18 protein-coding genes are annotated in these 23,801 nt (G+C 66.5%); 3 read left to right on the forward strand and 15 right to left on the reverse strand.

What is annotated here, in order from left to right; all coding sequences use genetic code 11:
* Positions 1-80 precede the first annotated feature (80 nt).
* The 6 genes from GOQ09_RS04525 to GOQ09_RS04550 all read right to left on the reverse strand — a co-directional run bounded on the left by GOQ09_RS04525 (position 81) and on the right by GOQ09_RS04550 (position 8,294).
* On the reverse strand, positions 81-2,996 hold the full coding sequence (locus GOQ09_RS04525) for a ribonucleoside-diphosphate reductase subunit alpha (protein WP_157612070.1): 2,916 nt from the start codon (positions 2,994-2,996) through the stop codon (positions 81-83).
* A gap of 350 nt (positions 2,997-3,346) precedes the next feature.
* A complete protein-coding gene (gene ampD / locus GOQ09_RS04530) occupies positions 3,347-3,964 on the reverse strand; it encodes a 1,6-anhydro-N-acetylmuramyl-L-alanine amidase AmpD (RefSeq protein WP_157612071.1) in 618 nt (205 codons plus the stop codon).
* Entirely contained in the window at positions 3,951-5,513 is a 1,563-nt protein-coding gene (locus tag GOQ09_RS04535) for a sigma-54-dependent transcriptional regulator (RefSeq protein ID WP_431769297.1), read from the reverse strand. Before GOQ09_RS04535 ends, ampD begins: the two co-directional genes overlap by 14 nt.
* Before the next feature lie 4 nt (positions 5,514-5,517).
* A complete protein-coding gene (locus GOQ09_RS04540; RefSeq protein WP_157612072.1) occupies positions 5,518-7,215 on the reverse strand; it encodes a two-component system sensor histidine kinase NtrB in 1,698 nt (565 codons plus the stop codon).
* A 15-nt stretch (positions 7,216-7,230) separates the two neighbouring features.
* Positions 7,231-7,488 carry a PP0621 family protein gene (locus GOQ09_RS04545; RefSeq protein ID WP_157612073.1) on the reverse strand — a complete coding sequence of 86 codons (258 nt, stop codon included), beginning with the start codon at positions 7,486-7,488 and terminating at the stop codon, positions 7,231-7,233.
* Positions 7,485-8,294, reverse strand: a complete 810-nt coding sequence (locus GOQ09_RS04550) for a cytochrome C assembly family protein (RefSeq protein WP_157612074.1) — start codon at positions 8,292-8,294, stop codon at positions 7,485-7,487. Before GOQ09_RS04550 ends, GOQ09_RS04545 begins: the two co-directional genes overlap by 4 nt.
* A gap of 193 nt (positions 8,295-8,487) precedes the next feature.
* Here GOQ09_RS04550 and ffh point away from each other — a divergent pair, with 193 nt between their 5' ends.
* Positions 8,488-9,876, forward strand: coding sequence for a signal recognition particle protein (gene ffh / locus GOQ09_RS04555; protein WP_126747963.1), 1,389 nt, complete (start codon positions 8,488-8,490; stop codon positions 9,874-9,876).
* Between the two features lie 107 nt (positions 9,877-9,983).
* Here the strand turns inward: ffh and mdoH are convergent, their stop codons facing one another.
* From mdoH to GOQ09_RS04590, 7 genes are all read right to left on the reverse strand, one after another.
* Complete coding sequence (mdoH, locus tag GOQ09_RS04560) at positions 9,984-11,999, reverse strand: glucans biosynthesis glucosyltransferase MdoH (protein ID WP_157612075.1); 2,016 nt, start codon at positions 11,997-11,999, stop codon at positions 9,984-9,986.
* A 7-nt stretch (positions 12,000-12,006) separates the two neighbouring features.
* Positions 12,007-12,210 carry a hypothetical protein gene (locus GOQ09_RS04565; RefSeq protein ID WP_157612076.1) on the reverse strand — a complete coding sequence of 68 codons (204 nt, stop codon included), beginning with the start codon at positions 12,208-12,210 and terminating at the stop codon, positions 12,007-12,009.
* A 193-nt stretch (positions 12,211-12,403) separates the two neighbouring features.
* Complete coding sequence (locus GOQ09_RS04570) at positions 12,404-13,792, reverse strand: sigma 54-interacting transcriptional regulator (RefSeq protein ID WP_157612077.1); 1,389 nt, start codon at positions 13,790-13,792, stop codon at positions 12,404-12,406.
* Positions 13,793-13,823: 31 nt separating this feature from the next.
* On the reverse strand, positions 13,824-14,480 hold the full coding sequence (locus GOQ09_RS04575) for a hypothetical protein (RefSeq protein WP_157612078.1): 657 nt from the start codon (positions 14,478-14,480) through the stop codon (positions 13,824-13,826).
* Between the two features lie 98 nt (positions 14,481-14,578).
* Positions 14,579-16,006, reverse strand: a complete 1,428-nt coding sequence (locus tag GOQ09_RS04580) for a sensor histidine kinase (protein WP_157612079.1) — start codon at positions 16,004-16,006, stop codon at positions 14,579-14,581.
* The gene (gene miaB, locus GOQ09_RS04585; protein ID WP_157612080.1) at positions 16,006-17,370 is read right to left on the reverse strand and encodes a tRNA (N6-isopentenyl adenosine(37)-C2)-methylthiotransferase MiaB; all 1,365 of its coding nucleotides are present in this window, start codon (positions 17,368-17,370) and stop codon (positions 16,006-16,008) included. Before miaB ends, GOQ09_RS04580 begins: the two co-directional genes overlap by 1 nt.
* A gap of 92 nt (positions 17,371-17,462) precedes the next feature.
* A complete protein-coding gene (locus GOQ09_RS04590) occupies positions 17,463-17,912 on the reverse strand; it encodes a hypothetical protein (RefSeq protein WP_157612081.1) in 450 nt (149 codons plus the stop codon).
* A gap of 187 nt (positions 17,913-18,099) precedes the next feature.
* On the opposite strand from GOQ09_RS04590, the gene GOQ09_RS04595 reads away from it, so the two are divergent.
* Positions 18,100-19,317: an efflux RND transporter periplasmic adaptor subunit gene (locus GOQ09_RS04595; RefSeq protein ID WP_207309925.1), complete on the forward strand. Its 1,218-nt coding sequence runs from the start codon at positions 18,100-18,102 to the stop codon at positions 19,315-19,317.
* Entirely contained in the window at positions 19,314-22,478 is a 3,165-nt protein-coding gene (locus GOQ09_RS04600; protein ID WP_157612082.1) for an efflux RND transporter permease subunit, read from the forward strand. Before GOQ09_RS04595 ends, GOQ09_RS04600 begins: the two co-directional genes overlap by 4 nt.
* Here the strand turns inward: GOQ09_RS04600 and GOQ09_RS04605 are convergent.
* On the reverse strand, positions 22,475-23,122 hold the full coding sequence (locus GOQ09_RS04605; RefSeq protein WP_157612083.1) for a histidine phosphatase family protein: 648 nt from the start codon (positions 23,120-23,122) through the stop codon (positions 22,475-22,477). The two genes, GOQ09_RS04600 and GOQ09_RS04605, sit on opposite strands and share 4 nt — an antisense overlap.
* A gap of 22 nt (positions 23,123-23,144) precedes the next feature.
* Positions 23,145-23,765 (reverse strand): DUF4136 domain-containing protein, encoded by a 621-nt coding sequence (locus GOQ09_RS04610; protein ID WP_157612084.1) that lies wholly within the window; start codon positions 23,763-23,765, stop codon positions 23,145-23,147.
* Between the last annotated feature and the right edge of the window lie 36 nt (positions 23,766-23,801).

Raw genomic sequence — 23,801 nt, forward strand, 5'->3', positions numbered from 1 at the left:
CATCGCGCGATGTCAGTCAATGCCGTGATCGACTGAGGGTTCGCGCGTTGTGCATGGACCTCGCTCGCTTCACTGAAGCGTCATTGGCATGCTTCGCAAGTCGGATCGTCCACGCCGCAGAACGCGATGTCGGTTGCGGGAATCGCGTTCATCTGCGCCTTCGCTGCGGCAGCCGCGGCGTCGAGTGCGCTCATGCCGGAAGGTGCATCGCTGCCCGACGACACCGCGTTGAGACGGCCCGACTGCACAGTGGATTTCTCCGCGTGCGTCGCGCTCTGCGTGCGCAGGTAGTAGGTGGTCTTCAGGCCGCGCAGCCATGCGAGCTTGTAGGTGTCGTCGAGCTTCTTGCCCGATGCGCCGGCCATGTAGATGTTGAGCGACTGTGCCTGGTCGATCCACTTCTGGCGGCGTGCGGCGGCTTCGACGAGCCACGTGGTTTCCACTTCGAACGCGGTGGCGTAGAGCGCCTTCACGTCTTGCGGCACGCGGTCGATCGGACGCAGCGAACCGTCGAAGTGCTTCAGGTCCATCACCATCACGTCGTCCCACAGGCCCAGGCGCTTCAGGTCGCGCACCAGGTAATGGTTGATGACGGTGAACTCGCCCGACAGGTTCGACTTGACCGAGAGGTTGCCGAAGCACGGCTCGATGGAAGCGTCGACGCCGATGATGTTCGAGATGGTCGCGGTCGGTGCGATGGCCACGCAGTTGGAGTTGCGCATGCCGTCGGCCTTGATCTTCTGGCGCAGCGCGTCCCAGTCGAGGGTGGCCGAGCGGTCGACCTCGACGTAGCCGCCGCGTGCTTTTTCAAGCAGGTCGAGCGTGTCGATCGGCAGGATGCCCTTGTCCCACAGCGAGCCCTTGTAGCTCGAGTACTTGCCGCGTTCCTTGGCCAGCTCGGTCGAGGCCCAGTACGCGTGGTAGCAGATGGCTTCCATCGACTCGTCGGCAAACTGCACGGCTTCCTGCGAGGCGTAGGGAATACGCAGTTCGTACAGCGCGTCCTGGAAGCCCATCAGGCCCAGGCCGACCGGACGGTGGCGCAGGTTCGAGTCGCGCGCCTTCTTCACGGCGTAGTAGTTGATGTCGATCACGTTGTCGAGCATGCGCATCGCGGTCGAGATCGTGCGCTTGAGCTTTTCCTGGTCGACCTTGCCATCCTTCAGGTGCTGCAGCAGGTTCACCGAACCCAGGTTGCAGACGGCGGTTTCGGTGTCGCTGGTGTTCAGCGTGATTTCGGTGCACAGGTTCGACGAGTGAACCACGCCGGCGTGCTGCTGCGGCGAGCGCACGTTGCAGGCGTCCTTGAAGGTGATCCAGGGATGGCCGGTCTCGAACAGCATCGTGAGCATCTTGCGCCACAGGTCCGACGCCTGGATGGTGCGGGCAGGCTTGATCTCGCCGCGCGCGGCTTTTTCTTCGTAGGCGACGTAGGCCTTCTCGAACTCGGCGCCGAACAGGTCGTGCAGGTCGGGCACGTTCGACGGCGAGAACAGCGTCCAGGTGCCCTTTTCCATCACGCGGCGCATGAAGAGGTCGGGAATCCAGTTGGCCGTGTTCATGTCGTGCGTGCGGCGGCGGTCGTCGCCGGTGTTCTTGCGCAGCTCCAGGAACTCCTCGATGTCGAGGTGCCAGGTTTCAAGGTACGTGCAGACCGCGCCCTTGCGCTTGCCGCCCTGGTTCACCGCCACGGCGGTGTCGTTCACCACCTTGAGGAACGGCACCACGCCCTGCGATTCGCCGTTGGTGCCCTTGATGTGGCTGCCCAGTGCGCGCACGCGGGTCCAGTCGTTGCCCAGCCCACCCGCAAACTTGGAGAGCAGCGCGTTTTCCTTGATCGACTCGTAGATGCCGTCCAGGTCGTCGGGCACGGTGGTCAGGTAACAGCTGGACAGCTGCGAGCGCAGCGTGCCGGCGTTGAAGAGCGTGGGCGTGCTCGACATGAAGTCGAACGACGACAGCACTTCGTAGAACTCGATGGCGCGCGCTTCGCGGTCGATTTCGCCGAGCGAGAGGCCCATCGCCACGCGCATGAAGAAAGCCTGCGGCAGCTCGATGCGCGACTTGCGCACGTGCAGGAAGTAGCGGTCGTACAGCGTCTGCAGGCCGAGGTAGTCGAACTGGTTGTCGCGCTCTGCCTTGAGCGCCGCGCCCAGGCGGGGCAGGTCGTACTGCAGCAGCTTTTCGTCGAGCAGCTCGTTCTCGACCCCCTTCTTGATGAACTGCGGGAAGTAGTCGGCGTAGGTCTGCGCGCGCTCGGCGGGCATGACTTCGCGGCCGATGATTTCCTTGAAGATCGTGTGCAGCAGCAGGCGGGCGGTCGCGAACGTGTAGTCGGGGTCTTTCTCGATGAGCGTGCGGGCAGCCAGGATCGAGGCCTTGTACACCTCGTCGAGCGGCACGCCGTCGTACAGGTTGCGCATCGTCTCGGCGACGATCGGCGCGGCACTGATGCCGTCGCCCAGGCCTTCGCAAGCCGATTCGATCAGGCCCTTGAGTTCGTTCAGGTCGAGCGCCACGCGCTCGCCGCGGTCCAGCACGTGGAGCAGCGGCGCGGCCGGCGTTTCCTGCGTGCCTTGCTTGGAACGCTCTTGCGTGCGGCGTTCGCGGTACAGCACATAGGCGCGCGCGATTTCGTGGTGGCCGCCGCGCATCAGGCCGAGTTCGACCTGGTCTTGCACGTCTTCGATATGGAAGGTGCCGCCGCCCGGACGCGAGCGAACCATGGCGCGGATCACGCCTTGCGTGAGGGCGTCGACCGTTTCGCGCACGCTGGCCGAAGCCGCGCCCTGGGTGCCGTGCACCGCCAGGAAGGCTTTCATCATCGCGATGGCGATCTTGTTGGGTTCGAAGGGAACCACGGCGCCATTGCGGCGGATGATCTGGTAGTGCGCGAGGTTCTGGCCGGTGGGCGAGCCGGCAGTGTCTCGTTGCTGCTGCTGCGGCGTCGAGGGAACGGCGCGCGGGGTCGATGGGGTGTTCAGGGCTGTTTGCATTCGCTTCCTCTCGGTGTGGCAATTCTTGTTGGGTGGCAATGCGTTGGCGGGGCATTGCGCCGGTGCGTGATGACCGGACGGAAGACACTATATCTAGGGTGCGAAGCGTCTACAACCACTAGATGTAGTGTTTTTTGAGATATTCAACACAGTGGCGTATTTGTTTGGGCGCGGCACTCGGCCAGCGATGCCCATGAATACTGGCCTATGGTCGCGCAACCCGCGCAGGCTGTGGCTTGCAAGCGGATTTGGGCCTGCAAGGCGCATGGTTGCTGGAGGCGCACTCTGGATTTTAGAGATTGCTGCGGCGCAAGAACGGCACATCGCAGGCCGCCGCGCGATTAAAAAAATTAGAGCGGCAGCACCTGTTCGGGAAACATCCGCGGACTCCAGCCGAGCTGGCCGCGCAGCAATTGCCAGTCAAAGCCCGCGCCCGGATCCTGTTTGCGGCCCGGCGCAATGTGCTCATGGCCCGCGATGAACGCGATGGCATAGTGCTGCGCAATCGCCGCGCAAAGGCTGGCCAGCGTTTCGTATTGGGCCTCGTCGAAGGGCTGGCCTTCCAGGCCCTCGAGTTCGATGCCGATCGAATCGTCGTTGCAGTTTTCGCGGCCACGCCAGGACGACACGCCGGCATGCCAGGCGCGCTCGTCGCAGCTCACGAACTGCCAGAGTTCGCCGTTGCGCCGCACATAGAAGTGCGAGGAAACCTGCAGGCCGCGAATGGATTGGAAGTAAGGGTGCGCGTCCCAGTCGAGCTGGTTCGCGAAGAGCTGCTGCACCGCATCGCCGCCATATTCGCCGGGCGGCAGGCTGATGGAATGCAGCACGATCAGGTCGGTCTGCGCGCCTGCCGGTCGCGGGCCGAAATTCGGCGATTGCAGCGCCTTTGCAAAGCGGTACCAGCCGGCGCGCCAGAGGCCGTCGTCGCCGCTCGCGTTCGACGTTGCTGCTTCAATCGTCGGCATTGCTCGCGGTACCTTCGTCGCCGTTGGGCGTGGTGATGCCCAGCCGTGCGATGCGATAGCGGATCTGGCGCAGGCTCATGCCGAGCCGCGCGGCGGCCGCGGTTCGATTGAAGCCGCTTTCATGCAGCGCGCGCACCAGAATTTCGCGCTCCTGCTGGTCGAGGTAGGCCTGCAGGTCGGATGGCAAGGGCGGCGGTGCGGTCTTGGGCTCGGCGAAAGCTGCGGCTGCGGGCGCCGCAACGGCGAGCGGTTCACCGTCCCCCGGCGGCGGTGAGGATGAGGGCGCCGAAGCCGCAAGCCCCGCGACGGCGGGCTGTCCGCCTCCCATCAGGTCCAGGTGCAGTTCGTCGCCGTCGTTGAGGGCCACGGCGCGGTGCAGCAGGTTTTCAAGTTCGCGCACATTGCCGTGCAGCGGATGCTGCGCCAGCCGGTGCAGCAGATCGGCGGAAAGATGCGGCACCGGCAGTCCGCCGTCGTGCGCAATGCGCGCGAGCAACGCGGCGCACAGGGCCGGCAGGTCTTCGCGCCGGTCGCGCAGCGCGGGCACCGCGATCTCGATCACGTTGAGCCGGTAGAAAAGGTCCTGGCGAAAGCGGCCCGCGTTGACTTCGGCGTGCAGGTCCTTGTGGGTGGCACTCACGACGCGCACGTCGACCGCGTCTTCCTGCGTGGAGCCGATGGAGCGCACGCTGCGCTCCTGGATCGCGCGCAGCAGCTTTGACTGCATTGCCAGCGGCAGGTCGCCGATTTCGTCGAGGAACAGCGTGCCGCCCCGTGCGGCCTGGAAGTAGCCGTCGCGGTCTTGCGACGAGCCGGTGTACGAGCCCTTGCGCGCACCGAAGAATTCGGCCTCGAGCAGGTTCTCCGGAATGGCGCCGCAGTTGACCGCGACGAACGGGCCGTCGCTGCGCTGGCTGCAGGCGTGCACGGCGCGCGCCACCAGCTCCTTGCCGGTGCCCGATTCGCCGCGCACCAGCACGGGCGCCATGCCGCGCGCCACCTTGGCGATGCGCGACTTGACCAGGCGCATCGGCTCCGAGTTGCCGACCAGCCGTTCGAGCGCCGCAATGCCGCTGCCTGTCACGCCGGGCGTGTCGCCGGCACGTTCGCCTTGTGCCGCCGGTGCCGCTTTCATGGTCTTGGCGGGCGCGGCGTGCTGCGCCTGCACGGCGGAGGCAACCACGGCGCGGAACTGCTTCAGGTCGACAGGCTTGGTCAGGTAATCGAACGCGCCGGCTTTCAGCGCCTCGACCGCGTTTTCCGCCGAGCCGTAGGCCGTCATCACGACGCAGCGCTCGGTGCGTTGGTCTTTCTGGATGCGATGGATGATTTCCATGCCCTGGCCGTCCGGCAAGCGCATGTCGGTGATCACAGCATCGAATTGGCCGGCCTCCAGGTGCTCCCATGCTTCCGAAACGCTGCCCGCGGCTTCCACGCGGTAGCCCTCGCGCAGCAGCGTGAGCTCATACAGCGTGCGCAGGTCGGGCTCGTCGTCGATGACCAGGATGTTGGCCGGGCGCTGCAGGGAAGGGGGATTGGGAGTGCTCACGGCGCTATTGTGTCAGCCGGTTTTCGCTGGGAGCGAAGCTGACGAAGAATTCATTCCCCTCGGGCCCACCCGCCACAAGCGCGCGGCGCTCGTAGCCGATCGTGGCACCGTGGCGCCGGCACAGCTCGCGGCACAGGAACAGGCCGAGTCCGCTGGAGCGGCTTTCGGACGAAAAAAAAGGCTCGAACAAATGGCGCTGCACCGCGGGCTCCAGCGGAGCGCCGTCGCTCCACACCTGCAGGCTCGGCCGCCCTGAACTTCCGCGCTGCGTGGTGGTGACGACCTGGATCGAGTCCTCGCGCTTGCCGGCGTAGCGCGCCGCGTTGTCCAGCAGGTTCACGAGCAGCCGGCGCAGGTGCTCGACATCGAAGCGCACCTCGCTGTCGGCGGCATCGAGCGTGATCAGAACGCCCGGGCGGTGCGTCTGGCGCACCCACTCTTCGGCAAGGGCGCGCACGGCGGGGTCGAGCGCGACCTGCTCGCCGAGCGAAAGCACGCGCTGCTGGCGCGCACGCGAAACATCGAGCACATCGTCCACGATGCGTGCGAGCCGCTGCGCGTTGTGCTGCACCATGCTGGTCAGCTTGCGGTGCGCGGGATCGGTGAGGTCTTCGTTGAGCAGCGCGCTGGCCTGCGTGATGGCGGCCAGCGGATTGCGGATTTCATGCGCCACCGCGGCCGACATGCGGCCCATTGCCGCCAGCTTCTCGGTGCGGATGCGGGCCTCGAGTTCGCGCAGGTCTTGAAGGAACATCACGCACAGGCTGTCCACGCGCTGTTCGCTCGTGGGCGTGAGCCGCGTGCGTACCCGCACCTCGCGTGCCGCGCCGCGCGCTTGCGCCACCGGAATTTCTTCGGATTGCGGCGCCCGGCGCGCAAAGGTCTGGCGCGCCAGCGCGGCCAGCGCGTGCCACGCGGGCTGCGTGTGCAGCGCAAAGGGCAGGGGGAGCTTGGCCAAGCCTTGGCCGAGGATGGCATCGGCGGCCGGATTGGCCGCGTGCACGAGGCCTTCGGCGTCGATCACCAGCACGCCTTCGCTCAGCGTTTCGATCACCAGGTCGTTCACCTGCGCCTGCATTTGCGCACTGCTGCGGTTGCGCTCGGCGGTTGCCTCCTCTCGCGCAAGACGGCGCGCGAGCTCGTGCGCCAGCAGCGCCACCACAAAGAGCCCGGTGCCCGTGAGTGCCGCCTGCACGAAGCGGGTGGACGAATCGCCGGGCTGCTGGAGCCAATGCCAGCCCGCGTCTGCAAGCAGCAGCAGCGTGACGGTGGCCGTGGTGCCTAGGCCCACGGTCACCGTTCCGAGCACCGCGCTCATGAGCACCGGCAGTGCGAACAGCGGCGTGTAGTTGATGTTGCCGCCCTGCAGCACCTGGAGCGCAGTGAAGGTGCCCAGGTCGATGCCGATGGTCACGAACCACAGCGCCGCAAAGCCACGGATGGGCGGCGTGAAATGTGCGTAGCGCGCACCCAGCCAGCTGGCCGCCAGGTACCCAGCTGAAAGCGCAATGGCCAGCGGCTGCATCGTCTGGCCGAGCGCCAGGGCCACGCCCTGCAGCAGCACGAGCACCAGCGCCACGAAGCAACGCGCCGCCATGAAGCCGCGCCACAGCCGCAGCAGCGCGGCGCTTTCGCTGCGGCCCGGTTCGAGCACGTCCCAGTCGGTGACGGCTTCGCCGCGCGACCAGAGAGACGAGCTCATGGAGGCAGCACCCGTTCAGCCGCGCTCGGCGGCCTCACGGTGCGCCGCACTGCAGTAGACCGCATCGCCCGGGCCGCCGAGCGCATCGCTTGCAGGCAGGTGCAAGCCGCAATGCGCGCAGCGCAGCATGGCCTTGGGCGCGGCCGGTGCGGCGGGCTGGCGCTGGGCGCGGGCTGCCTTTTCGCGCTGCGCGTCGCGCATTTCCTCGCGCCGGTTCTTGCGCCAGAGCCAGATCGCCACCCAGAGCACCGCGAGGACGAGCAGGTATTTCATGCCGTGCCGCGCGCCAGCACCACTTCGAGCACAAAACGCGAACCCACATAGGCCAACAGCAGCAAGGCGGAGCCGGCATACAGCACGCGCCGTGCCGTGCGGCCGCGCCAGCCGAAGCGCGCGCGCCCCACCAGCAGCACGGCAAAGCTCATCCACGCCAGCACCGAGAACACGGTCTTGTGGTCCCACTTCCAAGCCCGGACGGTGGCGCCGTACAGCGTTTCGCTGAACAGCAGGCCTGCCAGCAGCGTGGCGGAAAGCAGAACGAACCCCGCCGTGACGAAGCGGAAGGTGAGCCGTTCGAGCGTGAGCAGCGGCACCCCGGCCTGCGGTTCGGTGGCCAGGCGAATCTGCTTTTCGGCCCGTGTGATCAACCAGGCGTGCACCACCGCGGCGCCGAACAACCCATAAGACGCAATGCCGAGCGCCAGGTGCAGCGGCAGCCACGGCGATGCCGTAACGTGCAGTGGCGTGCCGGGAAACAGAATTGCCAGCACCACCGCGGCCGCGCCCAGCCACGCCAACGCCCGTCGTACTTTCAATTGCGGGTACATGCGGCTTTCGACCGCGTAGACGGTAAGGACCAGCCATGCCGTGACAGAGAGCGCCGGCGCAAAGCCGAAGCGCGGTTGGCTACCGATCAGGCCGTGGGCCAGCACCGCGGCATGCAGCAGCCATGCGAGCCCCAGGGCCCATTGGGTGGCTTTTCGGCTCAGGCGGGCACCCGCGGCGGCGGCAAATCCGTAGGCAGCCGCGGTGGCGATGCCCAGCGCCACGGCAAGTGGGGAGGGGATCGCTAAAATCATTGCAGGAGTGTAATAGGCTCGCCCCCCGTCTTCGCGCACTTCGTGGCGCATCGCCAACCCGCTGCCGGGGCAACACGCGCGTCCCGGCAAAGCCGATCTGGCGGTGTTTCGCGAATGGGCGCAAGCGGCCGACACTCACATCAATTACGACTTCCCAATGACCCGCCGCGGCGGGCAGCAAGGCATTTCTTCCATGGCCACCGCCCTCTCAGAAAAGTTCTCCCGCCTCGTCAAGACGATGAGCGGCCAGGCGCGCATTACCGAAAGCAACGTGCAGGACATGCTGCGCGAAGTGCGCATGGCGCTGCTCGAGGCCGACGTGGCGCTGCCCGTGGTGCGCGACTTCGTCGCCCGCGTGAAAGAAAAGTCGCTCGGCCAGGAAGTGTTGGGTTCGCTCAAGCCGGGCCAGGCGCTGGTCGGCATCGTGAACCGCGAACTCGCCGCCACCATGGGCGAGGGCATCTCCGACATCAACCTTGCGGCCCAGCCGCCCGCCGTGATCCTGATGGCCGGCCTGCAGGGCGCGGGCAAGACCACCACCACCGCCAAGCTGGCCAAGCACCTGATCGAAAAGCGCAAGAAGAAAGTGCTGACCGTGTCGGGCGACGTCTACCGGCCCGCGGCTATCGAACAGCTCAAGATGGTCACCAGGCAGGCCGGTGCCGAATGGTTCCCGAGCACGCCGGACCAGAAGCCACTCGACATTGCACGCGCCGCGCTCGACCATGCCAAGCGCCATTTCTTCGATGTGCTGCTGGTCGACACGGCCGGCCGCCTGGCGATCGACGAAGTGCTGATGACCGAAATCAAGCAACTGCACGGCGCGCTCGATCCGGTCGAAACGCTGTTCGTCGTCGATGCGATGCAGGGCCAGGACGCGATCAACACCGCCAAGGCCTTCAAGGATGCGCTGCCGCTCACCGGCATCATCCTGACCAAGACCGACGGCGATTCGCGCGGGGGTGCGGCGCTGTCGGTGCGGCAGGTTACCGGCGTGCCCATCAAGTTCGCAGGCACCAGCGAGAAGATAGACGGCCTTGAGGTGTTCGACGCCGAGCGCCATGCCGGGCGCATCCTGGGCATGGGCGACATCGTCGCGCTGGTCGAGCAGGTCACGGCCGGCGTCGACGTGGCGGCGGCGCAGAAGCTTGCGGCCAAGGTGAAGAGCGGCGCGGGCTTCGACCTGAACGACTTTCTTGGCCAGCTTCAGCAGATGAAGCAGATGGGCGGCCTCTCCAGCCTGATGGACAAGCTGCCGCAGCAGATGGCCGCCAAGGCCACCGAGGCCGACATGACCCGCGCCGAGCGCGACATCCGCCGCAAGGAAGGCATCATCCAGAGCATGACGCCGCTGGAGCGCCGCAAGCCCGAACTGCTCAAGGCCACGCGCAAGCGCCGCATTGCGGCCGGCGCTGGCGTGCAGGTTCAGGAAGTGAACCGCCTGCTCAACGAGTTCGAGCAGATGCAGGGCATGATGAAGAAGATGAAGGGCGGCGGCCTCATGAAGATGATGAAGAAGATGGGCGGCATGAAGGGCATGGGCGGAATGGGTGGTCCTGGCGGGCCGAAGCTGCCGTTCTAGACACACATATAGAGAGGGGCTGCTGTCCTGGCGGCCGCTCCATGAAAAAAGCCGGCCCAGTGGCCGGCTTTTTTTGTTGCGCTGAGCTTCAGCGCTTCAATCAATCATCAGGCCGTCGCCAGCGCCGCAGGACGTGCAAGGCGCACCGCATGCATCCAGGCGCGGCGCAGCACGGCCGGCGAACGCGATTCCTCGGGAATCAGCAGGAAGCCGCGGTCGCGCAGCGACGTGCCGAGAGCGATCTGGCTGGTCAGCACCGTGAGCGGAATCGCCAGCAGCAGCGGCAGGCCGACGGGCATGAGCCAGATCAGCGCGCTCGGGTCGATCATTGCAACGCCCAAGGCCAGCGCGCCGACCACGATGCTCATGGGAGCGAGCTGCGACACGGCAACCTTCCACGGCACGGCAGCGGCTTCGCGGGGGGGCGACTTCCAGTCGAGCTTGATACCGGTGAGGGCGACCAGCACGAACAGCGAGTGGGCCAGCATGCGAACCGGCGCTTGCACGATGGCCAAGGCGCTTTCGAGCGCCGAGCTCTTCACCAGGCCCCACAGGCCGCCGTACTGGCGTTGCTCGCCGCGCATCAGCACGGCGGCAATGCCGAGCACGCGGGGCAGGAACAACAGGCACAGGGTCCAGATCCACAGGCCGGCCAGTTCCGCCGGCAGCACGCTCCAGCTGGAGATGAGGCTGGAGCCGCTCAGCCACAGCGCGGTGCCGAGCGTCAGGAACGCGAGCCACAGCGGTGCCGAGGCATACGCCATGGTGCCGGTCACGAACATCGCGCGGTGCACCGGGTGAATGCCGGGCTCGGCCATCAGGCGGGCGTTTTGCAGGTTGCCCTGGCACCAGCGGCGGTCGCGCTGCAGTTCGGCCAGCAGGTCCGGCGGTTGCTGTTCGTAGCTGCCGACCAGGTCGGCGCAGAGCCAAACGTTGTAGCCGGCGCGGCGCATCAGCGCGGCTTCGACGAAGTCGTGCGACATGATGCCGCCCGACATGCCGCCGGTGCCCTTGATGGGAGCCAGCGCGCAATGCTTCATGAAGGGCTCGACGCGGATGATCGCGTTGTGGCCCCAGTAGTGCGATTCGCCCAGTTGCCAGAACTGCATGCCCAGCGTGAACAGGCGGCCCGTCACGCGGGAGGCGAATTGCTGCGCGCGGGCATGCAGCGTCACGTGGCCGATGGCCTGCGTGGCGGTCTGGATGATGCCGGCGGTGGGGTTGGCTTCCATCAGCTTGACCATCGAGGTCAGGCAATCGCCGCTCATCACGGAATCGGCGTCGAGCACCACCATGTAGCGGTAGTCCTTGCCCCAGCGGCGGCAGAAGTCGGCAACGTTGCCGGCCTTGCGGTGCGTGCGGCGGGTGCGCAGGCGGTAGTACACCTCGACCTGCGGCTGGTTCGGGCTGTCGGCCAGTGCGGCGCGAAGGTCTTCCCAGGCGGCGCGCTCGGCGGCGGCGGTTTCGGGGGTGTAGCTGTCGGACAGCACGAACACGTCGAATTGCTTCGCGTGACCGGTGGCCGCAACCGATTCGCAGGTGGCGCGCAGGCCGGCGAACACCGTGGCAACGTCTTCGTTGCAGATCGGCATGATGATCGCGGTGCGTGCCTCGGGGTTCATCGGGTGGTTGGCCACCTGCTTGACCGACAGGGCGTGCTTGTCACCGCGCACCGAGACGTAAAAGCCCATGAGCGCCGTGACGAAGCCGGTGACGACCCAGCCCGAAAGCAGGCCGTACAGGCCGATCTGGCCGTATTCGAGCCAGATGTTGTCGTAGTCGGGCTGCACGCCGGCAAACAGCGCGGAGGCAACCACGGTGCTCAGCAGCGTGAGCGCCATGAAGGCGAAGCGCCGCTGCGCCGCGGCGCGCTGCCACGGCTGCTTGACCTGTTCGCTGGCTTCGGCGGTTTCGCGCTCCGGCTTGCCGCCGGCGCCCAGCTTGACCAGCAGGGCAGTGCCGATGCTGTTCCAGAAGCCGCGCCAGGGGCGGGGCGTCATGGAGCCGCGATTGACCGGCGGAGCCGTCACGGAATTGGGGTGGCGTTCTTCGCGCACCGGGCTGCGGTGCGAAAAGTCGGCTTCGGTCAGCACGTTCAGTTGGGAGAAGTCGTTTGGCTTCATGTGTGATTTACCAACGTTGCTTGTCGAGGGAAGGGGTGTCGCCAATGGCAGGAAAGCGCTTGATCACGCAATCCGGTTCGGCGCCGCCTGCGCTTGCAAGCGCGGCCAGCGAATGCCCGGCGGCACGGGGCCGTGCGGGGGAAAACTGCTTTTGACGCAGGCCGTCGCGCTGCTGGCGCAGTGCGAAAGATGGGCTGTTGAGTGCTGTCATGCCTGTACAGGGGCAAACCCTGTGCCAGGTAGAAAAAACCATTTCAGATCAATGACTTAGAGCGATCTGAATGCGGTTTTCGGGGTTGGAGCCGTTTGGGAGGCTCCGAAACCCCTGTTTTTGTCGCCGAATCCCGACAAGCCTGGCAGGCGGTCGGAAAAAAGTCTTTCAAATCAACAACTTAGCGTCGTCGCTAGTCGGCGACAGGCTCGCTACCCGGAGCGACAGCGTCAGCCTTGAAGTGGCCCGGCGTGAGTTCATGCTTCTGCAGCAGGCGGTAGAACTCGGTGCGATTGCGGTCGGCCAGGCGGGCCGCGTCGGCCACGTTGCCGTCGGTGAGCTTGAGCAGCCCGACCAGGTAGTCGCGCTCGAAACGCTGCTTGGCCTCGGCGTAAGTCTGAACCTCGACCGTCGGCACGCGTAGCGCCCGCTGCACCAGCGCCAACGGAATGAGCGGCGAGCTCGACAGCGCGCAAACCTGTTCCACCACGTTGTAGAGCTGCCGCACGTTGCCCGGCCAGGCGGCGGTGGCCAGCGCCTTCAGCGCCTCGGGCGCAAAGCCAGAGAGCCGCTTGCCGTACTTGGTCGACAGCTTCTGCAGGAAGTGATTGGCCAGCAGCGGAATGTCCTCGCGCCGGGCCGACAGCGGCGGCAGCGTGAGCGTGACCACGTTCAGGCGGTAGTAAAGGTCTTCGCGGAACTGGCCCGCCTCCATGGCCGCGTCCAGGTCGCGGTGGGTGGCCGAGATGATGCGCACGTCGACTTCGATCGACTGGCTGGCGCCGAGCGGGCGTACCGCGCGCTCCTGCAGAACGCGCAGCAGCTTGACCTGCAGCGCGGGCGGCATGTCACCGATTTCGTCCAGCAGCAGCGTGCCGCCGTCGGCCTGTTGGAACAGGCCCTTGTGGTTGGCATGCGCGTCAGTGAACGCGCCCTTCATGTGGCCGAACAGTTCCGACTCGAGCAGCGCCTCGGGAATGGCGCCGCAATTGACCGCCACGAAGGGCTTGTCGGCGCGAGCACTCGCGCGGTGGATGGCGCGCGCCAGCAGCTCCTTGCCGGCGCCGCTGTCGCCGCGCAAAAGTACCGATGCGTCCGACTTGGCCACCATGCGCGCCTCGGCCAGCAGCTCGGACATGCGATTGCTGCGGCTCACGATTTCAGCACGCCAGCTTTCGTCGCCGGCCTTGGCGGGCGTGCTGGCGGGAGCGCCCAGCGCCAGCGCCTGGGCGATCTTGTCGAGCAGCTCGCGGCCGTCGTAAGGCTTGGTCAAGTAGGTGAAAACGCCGCGCGCCGTGGCCTCGACCGCATCGGGAATGGTGCCGTGCGCGGTGAGCAGGATCACCGGCAGCGAAGGGTGGCGCTTCCTTATTTCATCGAACAGCTGGAGCCCGTCGCGCCCGGGCAGCCGCACGTCGCTGAGCACCAGCTGCGGGTGCTCGATCTCGAGCTGGGTGAGCGCGGTTTCGGCCGAGGTCACGGCCGTGACCTGGTAGCCGACCGAACTCAGCCGCATCGAAAGCAGCCGCAGCATGTCCGGATCGTCGTCCACCACCAGCAGGCGCGCGCCGGTCGTGCTCATCGAGGGAACTCTTTCTGCAACCGCTGGATGTTCATGGGGTGGGCTTGGTTCCGTTGGGTGGGGGCAGAGTGGGCGCTGGCGCGTTCGGGCGCGCAAAGCTGCGCTCGATGGCGCGCAACGCTTCGATACGGTCGTTCAGCTGGTCGATGCGGCGCTGGCTTTCGCGCAGCTGCTGCACCTGCTTGTCGCGGTCGTCCTCGACGCGGCGCTGCTCCACGTAGCGCGCGGCCAGCGCACGCGCGAGCGGCTGCAGGGGTTGCGCCTCGGGCGAGGGGTTTGCCGCCACGCGCTGCATCAGGCCAAGGGCGCGTGCCAGGTCGGCCGGCACGCGCGTTTGCGCAAGCAGCAGCGCCAGTTGCATCTGCGCGCTGGGCGAATCGCCAGGATCGCCGGCTCGGGTGATTTCGGCGGCCAGTTCGGCACCGCCTAGCGGCCGGACCTTGTCGGCATACGCCAGCATGGCAGCCACCGGCCCTTGGGTCATCAGCGTGAAGAGCGAGGCTGGCTGCGTGGCGGGCGCCTTGGGCTCGGCCTCCACGGGCATCACGCGCGGTACTACGGGCGGCGGCGGCAGGGCGGTGGCCTCGGCCGGGGGCTCGGGTTGCGTCGCGCAGGCGGCCAGCATCAGGACGAAAGGCACGGCCATCGCCCCGGAGAAGGTCGAACTGCGGACGAACGAAAAAGGCATGGATCGGCGAGAAAAAGACAAGAGGCAGTGTTTCAGGTGGATGCCCGAGGGCTTCACGAGCAATTCGCGGTGGGTTGTTCTGGAGGCTGGATCCGGGATCAGGCCGTGCGCGGCAGTTCGATGCGAAAGCGCGCGCCAGGCCCGCTCGGCTGCAGGGTGATGCGGCCCCCATGGGCAGCAATGTACTCCTGCACGATGGAAAGGCCGATGCCGGTGCCCTTGACCGCATGCTCGGGCTGGCGCTCGCCCCGGTAGAACGGCTCGAAAATGCGGTCGCGGTCGCTTTCGGCAATACCCGGACCGGCATCATTGACATCGATGCAGGCCGAATCCGGCGTGCTCGACACCACGATATTGATGACTCCGCCGCGCGCCGAATAGCGGATGGCGTTGGACAGCAGGTTGGCGATGGCGGTGCCGAGCTTGGTGCGGTCCACCGTGACCGTGAGCGGTTCACCCTCTGCCCGCACGCGCAAACCGTGCGCTTGCCACTGCAGGCGCTGCGCCTCGATCTGCTCCTCGATCAGCGGCAGCAGCTCGGTGCGTTCGCGGCGTAGCTCGCGCGCCTCGAAGGCCGCGGCGTTGAAGCGCAGCAGCGCTTCGATCTGGCCCTGCAGCGACACGGTGTTCTGGTTAAGGATCTGCGCCACTTCCAGCTGGGCCGGGTTGAGCGGGCCCGTAACGCCGTCTTCGAGCAGCGAGACGCCTTCCCTCAACGCGGCGAGCGGCGTTTTCAGTTCGTGCGACACATGGCGCAGAAAGCGCGCCTTGTCGGCGTCCAGTTCGGTCAGGCGCAAGCGCAACCACTCCAGCTGCTGCGACACGCGCCGAATGTCGGCCGGACCGCGAATGTCGATGGGTTCGTCGAGCCGGTTCTGCCCGAGCCCGACGATGGCATGCTCCAGCCGCTTGAACGGGCGTGCAAGCCAGATGCCGAAAGCCAACGCCAGCGACACCGCGAGCACGCTGGCGGCTATCACCTCGCGCATCAGGCGGCGGCGCGCGTTCTCGATGCGCTTGGCCAGCGCGTCGTTCTGCGTTTCGATGAGGAACTGCGCCTGCTGCGCCAGATTGGTGTTCAGCGAATCGAGTTCGCGGAATTGCATGGCCATGGTGCTTTCGCGCGAGAGGGCGCTGTCGGCGCTTCCGCTCATCAGGCCTTCGATCACGCCGAGCTGGGCGCGCCACATCTGGATGCCCGCCGGCGCAAGGCCGTTGTTCTCAAGCCGTTCGAGCACCTGGTGCGCCTCACGCGCAGCGTCGTCGAAGCGGCGGCGCAGCACAGCATCGTTCAGCACCAGCGACTGGCGCCCGGCACGCTCCATGGCCGCGCTGCGCTCCGCCAATGACTGGGCCGCGCCCGAGAGGCGCAGCGCACGGGCGGCCGCATCGCGGCTCTGGCTCATGAGCGCGTCGTACTGGAACACAGAGCGCAGCACCACGCCCACCAGCAAGGCGGTGATGAGCAGGAATGCGAAAAGAAGGAGCTGCTGGAACGAGCCCCGCGTCGATGGCCGCTTCGCCATCAGGCGGCGAGCGCGGCCGGAGCCGGCGCCGTCGACGATTCGCGCGTGGCCACTTCGCCGCGCAGCGTGTACGCGAGCGAGCGCGTGATGCGCAGGTCGGCCATCTGCCCGACGAGCCGCGCATCGCCTTCGAAGTTGACGACGCGGTTGCACTCCGTGCGGCCCATCAGCTCGTTCGCGTCCTTGCGCGAAGCCCCTTCGACCAGCACGCGCTGCGTGGTGCCCACGAGCGCGGCGCCGAAGCGGCGCACGTTGCCGTCGATCACGCGCTGCAGCGTTTGCAGGCGTGCAAGCTTCACCGCATGGGGCGTGTCGTCGTGCAGCGCCGCGGCCGGCGTGCCGGGGCGCGGGCTGAAGATGAAGCTGAAGCTGTTGTCGAACTGGCAGTCGTCGATCAGCTTCATCATCTTGGCAAAATCTTCGTCGGTCTCGCCGGGGAAGCCGACGATGAAGTCGCTGGAGAGCGCAAGCTCGGGCCGGATGGCGCGCAGCTTGCGAACCGTGCTCTTGTATTCCATGGCGGTGTAGCCGCGCTTCATGGCCATCAGGATGCGGTCGCTGCCGTGCTGCACGGGCAGGTGCAGGTGGCTCACGAGCTGCGGCACCTTGGCGTAGGCCTCGATCAGCCGCGGCGTGAATTCGTTCGGGTGGCTGGTCGTGTAGCGGATGCGCTCGATGCCTGGAATCTCTGCAACGTACTCGATGAGCAGCGCAAAGTCGGCAATCTCGGCCGTATCGCCCATGCGGCCGCGATACGCGTTCACGTTCTGTCCAAGCAGCGTGACCTCGCGCACGCCCTGGTCGGCCAGGCCGGCAATCTCCACCAGCACGTCGTCCAGCGGGCGGTTCACTTCCTCGCCGCGGGTATAGGGCACCACGCAGTAGCTGCAGTATTTGGAGCAGCCTTCCATGATCGACACGAACGCCGTAGCACCCTCCACCCGCGCGGGCGGCAGGTGGTCGAATTTCTCGATCTCTGGAAAGCTGATGTCCACCTGCGGACGGTCGAGTCGCTCGCGGTCGTTCAGCATCTCGGGCAGGCGGTGCAGCGTTTGCGGGCCGAACACGATGTCGACGTAAGGGGCGCGCGCGATGATGGCATCGCCCTCCTGGCTGGCCACGCAGCCGCCCACGCCGATCTTCACGCCCTTGGCCTTCAGGTGCTTCACGCGGCCGAGGTCGGAGAACACCTTTTCCTGGGCTTTTTCGCGCACCGAGCAGGTGTTGAACAGGATCAGGTCGGCCTCGTCCACGTTCTGCGTGGGCTCGTAGCCCTGCGCGGCGTTCAGCACATCGGCCATCTTGTCCGAGTCGTACTCGTTCATCTGGCAGCCGAAGGTTTTGATAAAGACTTTTTTGCTCATGGGGTGCTCTCTTGGCCCTCCCGAACGGGAAGGCGGAATACCGGAGGCGCACGGCCTCCGGAAGCGCGGCGGGCGAGCGCCCGCTGGCATTTTTATTGCGTGTTGACGGTGTCGTTCGTGGTGAACGGCCAGATGTTCAGGAGCGGCTTGTCGAGCGATTCGCGCTTGGCAACGGCTTCATCGGGCGTCAGGATCCAGACCTCGCGCAGCAGGCCTGCTGCGTCGCGCGTGTAATTGACCAGGAATTTCTGACCGGCAATCGCGCTCGACATGACCAGCATGTTCTGGGGGCTGCGGATGCGCCCGCCAGGCGCCATGCGGTCAGGCCTGCCGTCGAGTTCGACGTCGACCCCGTCGATCACCATGAACTTGCCGCGCAGCGTGCCGACCGGGAACGTGCGGCCGCCTACCAGCGATTCGTTCTGGGTCTGCGGCCGGGGCACGTCGGCCTGGGCTGCGGCATCAATGGAAAAAAGGCTTGCACCTACTGTGCAAAGCGCTATGAAAGTGAGAGCATTCGTGGGTTTCTTGCAGCGGTTCATGGGGTATATCCAGAGGCTGTGGAGCGGCGATTTTAGCGGCGAGGTCGAATTCGGCCTTGCGCCTGTCACAGCGGGTTGTGCATGGGCCATTGCGTTGCCGCTTTACTTATCTTTACGGTACCCGTCGACACTGTGGACTGGCCGCTGATCCAATAGCCGCTGTCAGCCCAAAGTGCACAAAAAATCCATGAAGAAAAAACTCGTCTTCGCCCTTGCAGGTGTGTCGATCGTAGCCGCCGCGGGATGGTGGTGGAGCGGATCTGGCGATCGTCTTGCCGCAGGCAGCGCCAAGCCTGCTACCGCAGCCAAGGGCGCAACCCCTGCCGACGGCACGCCGGCCGCGCTCGTGACGCTCGCAACCGCCGTGCGGCAGGACGTGCCGGTCACGGTCCAGGTCAACGGCAGCGTGGTGTCTCTCAACAGCGTCGACCTCCGGCCGCAGGTCACCAACACCGTGGCAGCGGTGCACGTGAAGGAAGGGCAGTTCGTCAAGGAGGGCCAGCTGCTCTTCACGCTGGATGACCGCAACGACCAGGCCAACCTTGCCCGCGCCCGCGCGCAGCAGAAGCGCGACGAGGCCACGCTGGCCGACCTGGAGCGCCAGTACAAGCGCAGCCAGGAACTGCTGGCGCAGAACTTCATTTCCAAGAGTGCCACCGACGCCACGCTGTCGCAGCTCGAGGCGCAGCGCGCCGCGGTGGCCGCCGATCGCGCCGCGGTGCAGTCGGCGCAAGTGGCACTGGGCTATGCCACGCTGCGCGCGCCCATTGCGGGCCGCATCGGTGCCGTCAACATCTATCCCGGCACGCTGGTGCAGCCCACGCTGTCGCTGGTCACCATCACGCAGCTCGACCCCATTGCGGTGAGCTTTCCCGTGCCCGAGGCCAATCTGCAAGACCTGCTGGCCGCAGCGCGCATCCGCGCCAAGGTCGAGGCTCTCGTCACCGGCCGCCAAGAGCCGCTGAGCGGGGTGCTCAATTTCGTCGACAACACGGTCGACCCGCAGATCGGCACCGTGCGCGCAAAGGCGGTGTTCGACAACGCCGATCAAAGCCTCTGGCCCGGCCAGTTCGTGGGCACGCGCATCACGGTGCGCACGCTGGCAGGGGCCACGGTGTTGCCTGCCGCGGCGCTCATGATGCTGCCGGACGGTACCTCGCTCTACGTGGTCGACAAGGCCGGCACCGCGGCGCGCCGCAAGGTCCAGGTGCTCTATACCTTCGGCACCAAGGCGGCGGTGAGCGGCGTCGAGCCGGGCGAGCAGGTGGTCATCGAGGGCAGCCAGAACGTGCGGCCGGGCGGCAAGGTCCGCGTCGACGCAAAGGCCGCGCCGGCGGGCACGACCGGCGTAACGCCGGGCAGCGCGGCGTCATCGGACATCAAGAACCCGCGGGAACGCGCATGAACATCTCGGAGCTGTGCATCCGTCGCCCCGCCATGACGGTGCTGTTGTCCGCCGCGGTGGTGGTGGCGGGCATCTTTGCGTATTTCAGCATTCCGGTGGCCGCGCTGCCGAGCTACAACACGCCGGTCATCAACGTGAACGCCCAGTTGCCGGGGGCAAGCCCCGACACCATGGCCTCGTCGGTGGCGCTACCGCTCGAAAAGCAGTTCTCGACCATTCCGGGCCTGCAGACCATCAGCTCGGTCAACACCCAGGGCGTGAGTTCGATCACGCTCGAGTTCGTGAGCAGCCGCGACATCGATGCCGCCGCCGTCGATGTGCAGGCCGCGCTGCTGCGCGCCCAGCGCCAGCTGCCGCAAGAGCTCACGCAGCTGCCTTCTTACCGCAAGGTGAATCCGGCCGATGCGCCGGTGCTGTTCATCGCGCTCATTTCGCCATCGATGAACCCCTCGGAGCTCAACGACTACGCAGAGAACCTGATCTCGCCCACGCTTTCCACCATCGACGGCGTGGCACAGGTGGCCGTGTACGGGCGCAAGGCGTTTGCGGTGCGCATCAAGGCCAATGCCGATCTGCTGAATGCGCGCAACATCACGCTCGACGAACTCGCCAGGGCGGTGAACTCCGCCAACGCCAACACGCCCGTCGGCACGCTCGACGGGCCGCGCCAGACCCTCACCATCCAGGCGAACCGGCAGCTCACCAAGGCGGAAGACTTCGCCAAGCTGATCATCGGCCAGCGCAACGGCGCCCCGGTGCGGCTCGACGAAGTGGCCACCATCGAAGACAGCTTCGAGTCCGTCAAGACCGCCAGCAGCTTCAATGGCCAGAGTTCCATTTCGCTGGCCGTACAGCGCCAGCCCAATGCCAATACCGTGGAGGTGGTGGACGCGGTGCGCGCGCTCATTCCGCGCTTCAAGGCAGAGTTGCCGCAATCGGTCGAGATCCATATGGTGAACGACCGCTCGCTCTCGATCCGCGAGGCGGTGCACGACGTGCAGCTCACGCTGCTGGGCACCATCGCGCTGGTGGTCATGGTGATTTTCCTGTTCCTGCACCGGCTGGTTGCCACGCTGATTCCGGCCGTCACCATCCCCATTTCGCTCATCGGCGCGGTGGCGCTGCTTTACGCCTTCGGCTACAGCCTGGACAACGTTTCGCTGCTTGGCATCACGCTCGCGGTGGGCCTGGTGGTGGACGACGCCATCGTGGTGCTCGAAAACATCATGCGCTACGTCGAGAAGGGCATGGAGCCGTTCGCGGCGGCGCTGCGCGGCGCACGCGAAGTGGGCTTCACCATCATCTCGATCTCGATCTCGCTGGTGGCGGTGTTCATCCCGATCTTCTTCATGCCGGGCGTGATCGGCCTGCTGTTCCACGAGTTTGCGGTGGTGGTGGCGCTCGCGGTGCTGGTGTCGGCCGTGGTGTCGCTCACGCTGGTGCCAATGCTCGCGAGCCGGCTGCTCAAGCATGTGCCGCGGCCCGAAGGCGCCATCGACCACGAAGAAGAGCATCCGGAACCCGGCACCGCCATTGGCCGCGCCTTCGAGCGCGGCTACCGCTGGGTGCATGGCACCTACATGCGAACGCTCGACTGGACGCTTGGCCATCGCACGCTGATGCTGCTGATGGCGGGCGCCACGTTCGTTGTCACGGCCTGGTTGTTCATTTCCATTCCGAAGGGCTTCTTCCCCGAAGAAGACATCGGCCAGATCCAGATCACCACTGAAGCGGCGGAAGATATTTCATTCACCGCCATGAATGCGCTGCAAGAGCGCGTGGCCGCTTCGCTCCAGGCTGACCCGAGCGTGGCCTACGTGAGCTCGTTCGTCGGCGTGGGCGGCCCGACCGCCACGCAGAACTCCGGCCGCCTTTTTGCCGTGCTCAAGCCGCGCAGCGAGCGCCCCAAGATGGCCAAGGTGCTCGAATCGCTGCGCCAGCGCTTCCGCGAGATTCCGGGCATTGCGGTCTACATGCAGCCGGTGCAGAACCTGCGCCTGGGCGGTCGCCAGAGCAAGGCGCGCTTCCAGTACACGCTGCAAAGCGTTAACGCCGGCGAAATGGCGCCGTGGTCCACGCGGCTCATGGAGCGCATGCGCGCCGACCCGGTCTTCCGCGACGTGACCAGCGACTCGCAGAACCGCGGCCTGCAGGCCACGCTCGAAATCGACCGCGACAAGGCCGGCGTGCTCGGCGTTGCGGTGGGCGACCTGCGGCTGGCGCTCTACAACGCGTATGGCGACCGGCAGATCGGCAGCATCTACGGCGCGAGCAACACCTACCAGGTGATTCTCTCGGCCGCGGACAGCGACCGGCAGTTCGAGGACGACGTCTCGCGCCTTTCGGTGCGCAGCACCACCGGCCGGCTGGTGCCGCTCTCGGCCTTCTCGACCGTCAAGCGGACGGTGGGGCCGACCTCGGTCAACCACCAGGGCCAGTTGCAGGCCGTGACAGTGTCGTTCAACCTCGCGCCCGACGTGCCGCTGGGCAACGCGACTGCCAAGATCGACCAGTTCAAGGAAGAGCTGAAGATGCCGCAGTCGATCATCACCACCTATGGCGGTGACGCGGCGGTGTTCCAGAGCTCGCAATCGAGCCAGGCCGTGCTGCTGGTGCTGGCCGTGCTGGTCATCTACGTGCTGCTGGGCGTGCTGTACGAAAGCTACATCCATCCGCTGACCATCCTGGCGGGGCTGCCGTCAGCGGCGGTGGGCGCGTTGATCTCGCTGAAGATATTCAGCTTCGACCTGACGCTGATCGCGACCATCGGCATTCTGCTTTTGATCGGCATCGTGAAGAAGAACGCGATCATGATGATCGACTTCGCGCTCGACGCGCAGCGCACCGAAGGCATGAAGCCGGTCGATGCCATCCGCGAAGCCTGCCGGCTGCGCTTCCGCCCGATTCTCATGACCACGCTGGCCGCGCTGATGGGCGCGCTGCCGCTGGCGCTGGGGCTGGGTGCCGGCGCCGAACTGCGCCAGCCGCTCGGCGTGGCTGTGGTGGGCGGGCTGATCTTTTCGCAAGTGATCACGCTCTACATCACGCCCGCCATCTACCTGGCGCTCGACCGCTACAGCGGCACCGGGCCGATGGTCGACCTGCCGGGCGAAGCAAAGACCGAAACCGCCGCGGCGCACGCCACGGCGTCGCACGCCTAGGTGGTTGTTTCGTCCAGAACGTCGTCGTCCGCCGCCAGGTGGGCGGTGTCGCTCCAGCCGACCAGGCTGAAGCCCTCGGCCGTCCACAGCATGCGGTTGATGGCCGCATTGCCAAGCTGCCAGGTGCGCGGCGCTTGCAGCTCCTGGCGGGTGGCGGCGCGGTAGAGCACGTCCATCACGCCGCCATGCGCCACCAGCGTGACCAATTGACCCGGGTGGCGGGCGGCGAGCTTCGATGCAACGCGCGTCACCCGGTCGCGAAAAACCAGCAGGCTCTCGCCGCCTTCGGGCTCGAATTCAGGGTCGCGCTCGCGCCAGCGCCTGGCTTGCTCGGGGAGCGTGGCCTCGATTTCCGCAAAGCTCATGCCCTCGAAGCGGCCGAAGGCCCGTTCGCGCAGGCCGGGCTCGGGCAGCACCGTGAGGCCGTGGGGCTTTGCAATTTCCTGCGCGGTCTGCCAGGCGCGCGAGAGGTCGCTCGCGTAGATCACGCCGATGTCTTCGTCCGCCAGCGCCTGCCCCACGCGCTTGGCCTGCCACAAGCCGGTGGCGTTGAGCCCGATGTCGAGCTGGCCTTGAATGCGCGTGTCGACGTTCCAGGCCGTTTCGCCATGGCGAACGGCAATCAAACGGGTAATTTCTTCCATCCGGCGGGATTCTAGAAGCGCGTCATTTCTTTGCCGCGCGCAGCTCGATGTTCACCCGGCGCTCGCCCTGCGGCGGATTCGGAAACCCTTGCAGCGCGGCATCGAACATCACGGGCAGGATGGCCGCGCTGGCGTTGTACGGCCCGTCGTTGCGGGCCCGCGTTTCATAGACCACCCGGTTCGAGCCGATGTCGCGCAGCACGATGCTCACTTCGCGCTCGTACCAGGGGTTGGCGGCCGGCGGCATGAAGGCCGGGCCGCCGTACCAGCCGCCGCCATACCAGCGGCGGGCGTAGCCGTGATAGCCGTAGCCGCCGTAGCCCCATGGGCCGTCGAAGAGCCATGGGTCAGCCCAGGGCGAAAGGCCGAGTGTGACGCGCGCGCCTATCTGCGCGCTGTAGGTCGGGCGGGCATCGTCGCGGCGCAGGCCCACCTTCTCGAGCGCCGCGGCCGCCATGGCCTCCAAAGATTCCTGCCGGGCGGCATCGGCCTGCTGCGAAGGCAGGCGTTCGAAGCGGTAGGTGGCGCCGGGCGCCACCGTACCGAGCGAAGAAAAGCTCTTCACATCGCTGTCGACCACCCAGGAGGTGGCGCACCCGCTCAGTGTTGCTGCCAAAAAGAGAGCAAAAAACGCACGTTTCATGAGGGTCTCCGGGCTCCGTGGCCCAAAATTCCCCTG

The organism is Variovorax paradoxus (genome assembly GCF_009755665.1).
Classification (GTDB): Bacteria; Pseudomonadota; Gammaproteobacteria; order Burkholderiales; family Burkholderiaceae_C; genus Variovorax; species Variovorax paradoxus_G.

Coding starts and splice junctions, on each gene's coding strand:
- GOQ09_RS04605 (WP_157612083.1), bottom strand. CDS start 23,122: ATGGAAGAAATTACCCGTTTGATTGCCGTTCGCCATGGCGAAACGGCC.
- GOQ09_RS04580 (WP_157612079.1), bottom strand. CDS start 16,006: ATGGCGAAGCGGCCATCGACGCGGGGCTCGTTCCAGCAGCTCCTTCTT.
- GOQ09_RS04565 (WP_157612076.1), bottom strand. CDS start 12,210: ATGACAGCACTCAACAGCCCATCTTTCGCACTGCGCCAGCAGCGCGAC.
- miaB (WP_157612080.1), bottom strand. CDS start 17,370: ATGAGCAAAAAAGTCTTTATCAAAACCTTCGGCTGCCAGATGAACGAG.
- GOQ09_RS04575 (WP_157612078.1), bottom strand. CDS start 14,480: ATGCCTTTTTCGTTCGTCCGCAGTTCGACCTTCTCCGGGGCGATGGCC.
- mdoH (WP_157612075.1), bottom strand. CDS start 11,999: ATGAAGCCAAACGACTTCTCCCAACTGAACGTGCTGACCGAAGCCGAC.
- GOQ09_RS04570 (WP_157612077.1), bottom strand. CDS start 13,792: ATGAGCACGACCGGCGCGCGCCTGCTGGTGGTGGACGACGATCCGGAC.
- GOQ09_RS04540 (WP_157612072.1), bottom strand. CDS start 7,215: ATGAGCTCGTCTCTCTGGTCGCGCGGCGAAGCCGTCACCGACTGGGAC.
- GOQ09_RS04600 (WP_157612082.1), top strand. CDS start 19,314: ATGAACATCTCGGAGCTGTGCATCCGTCGCCCCGCCATGACGGTGCTG.
- GOQ09_RS04525 (WP_157612070.1), bottom strand. CDS start 2,996: ATGCAAACAGCCCTGAACACCCCATCGACCCCGCGCGCCGTTCCCTCG.
- ampD (WP_157612071.1), bottom strand. CDS start 3,964: ATGCCGACGATTGAAGCAGCAACGTCGAACGCGAGCGGCGACGACGGC.
- GOQ09_RS04610 (WP_157612084.1), bottom strand. CDS start 23,765: ATGAAACGTGCGTTTTTTGCTCTCTTTTTGGCAGCAACACTGAGCGGG.
- ffh (WP_126747963.1), top strand. CDS start 8,488: ATGGCCACCGCCCTCTCAGAAAAGTTCTCCCGCCTCGTCAAGACGATG.
- GOQ09_RS04595 (WP_207309925.1), top strand. CDS start 18,100: ATGAAGAAAAAACTCGTCTTCGCCCTTGCAGGTGTGTCGATCGTAGCC.
- GOQ09_RS04550 (WP_157612074.1), bottom strand. CDS start 8,294: ATGATTTTAGCGATCCCCTCCCCACTTGCCGTGGCGCTGGGCATCGCC.
- GOQ09_RS04590 (WP_157612081.1), bottom strand. CDS start 17,912: ATGAACCGCTGCAAGAAACCCACGAATGCTCTCACTTTCATAGCGCTT.
- GOQ09_RS04545 (WP_157612073.1), bottom strand. CDS start 7,488: ATGAAATACCTGCTCGTCCTCGCGGTGCTCTGGGTGGCGATCTGGCTC.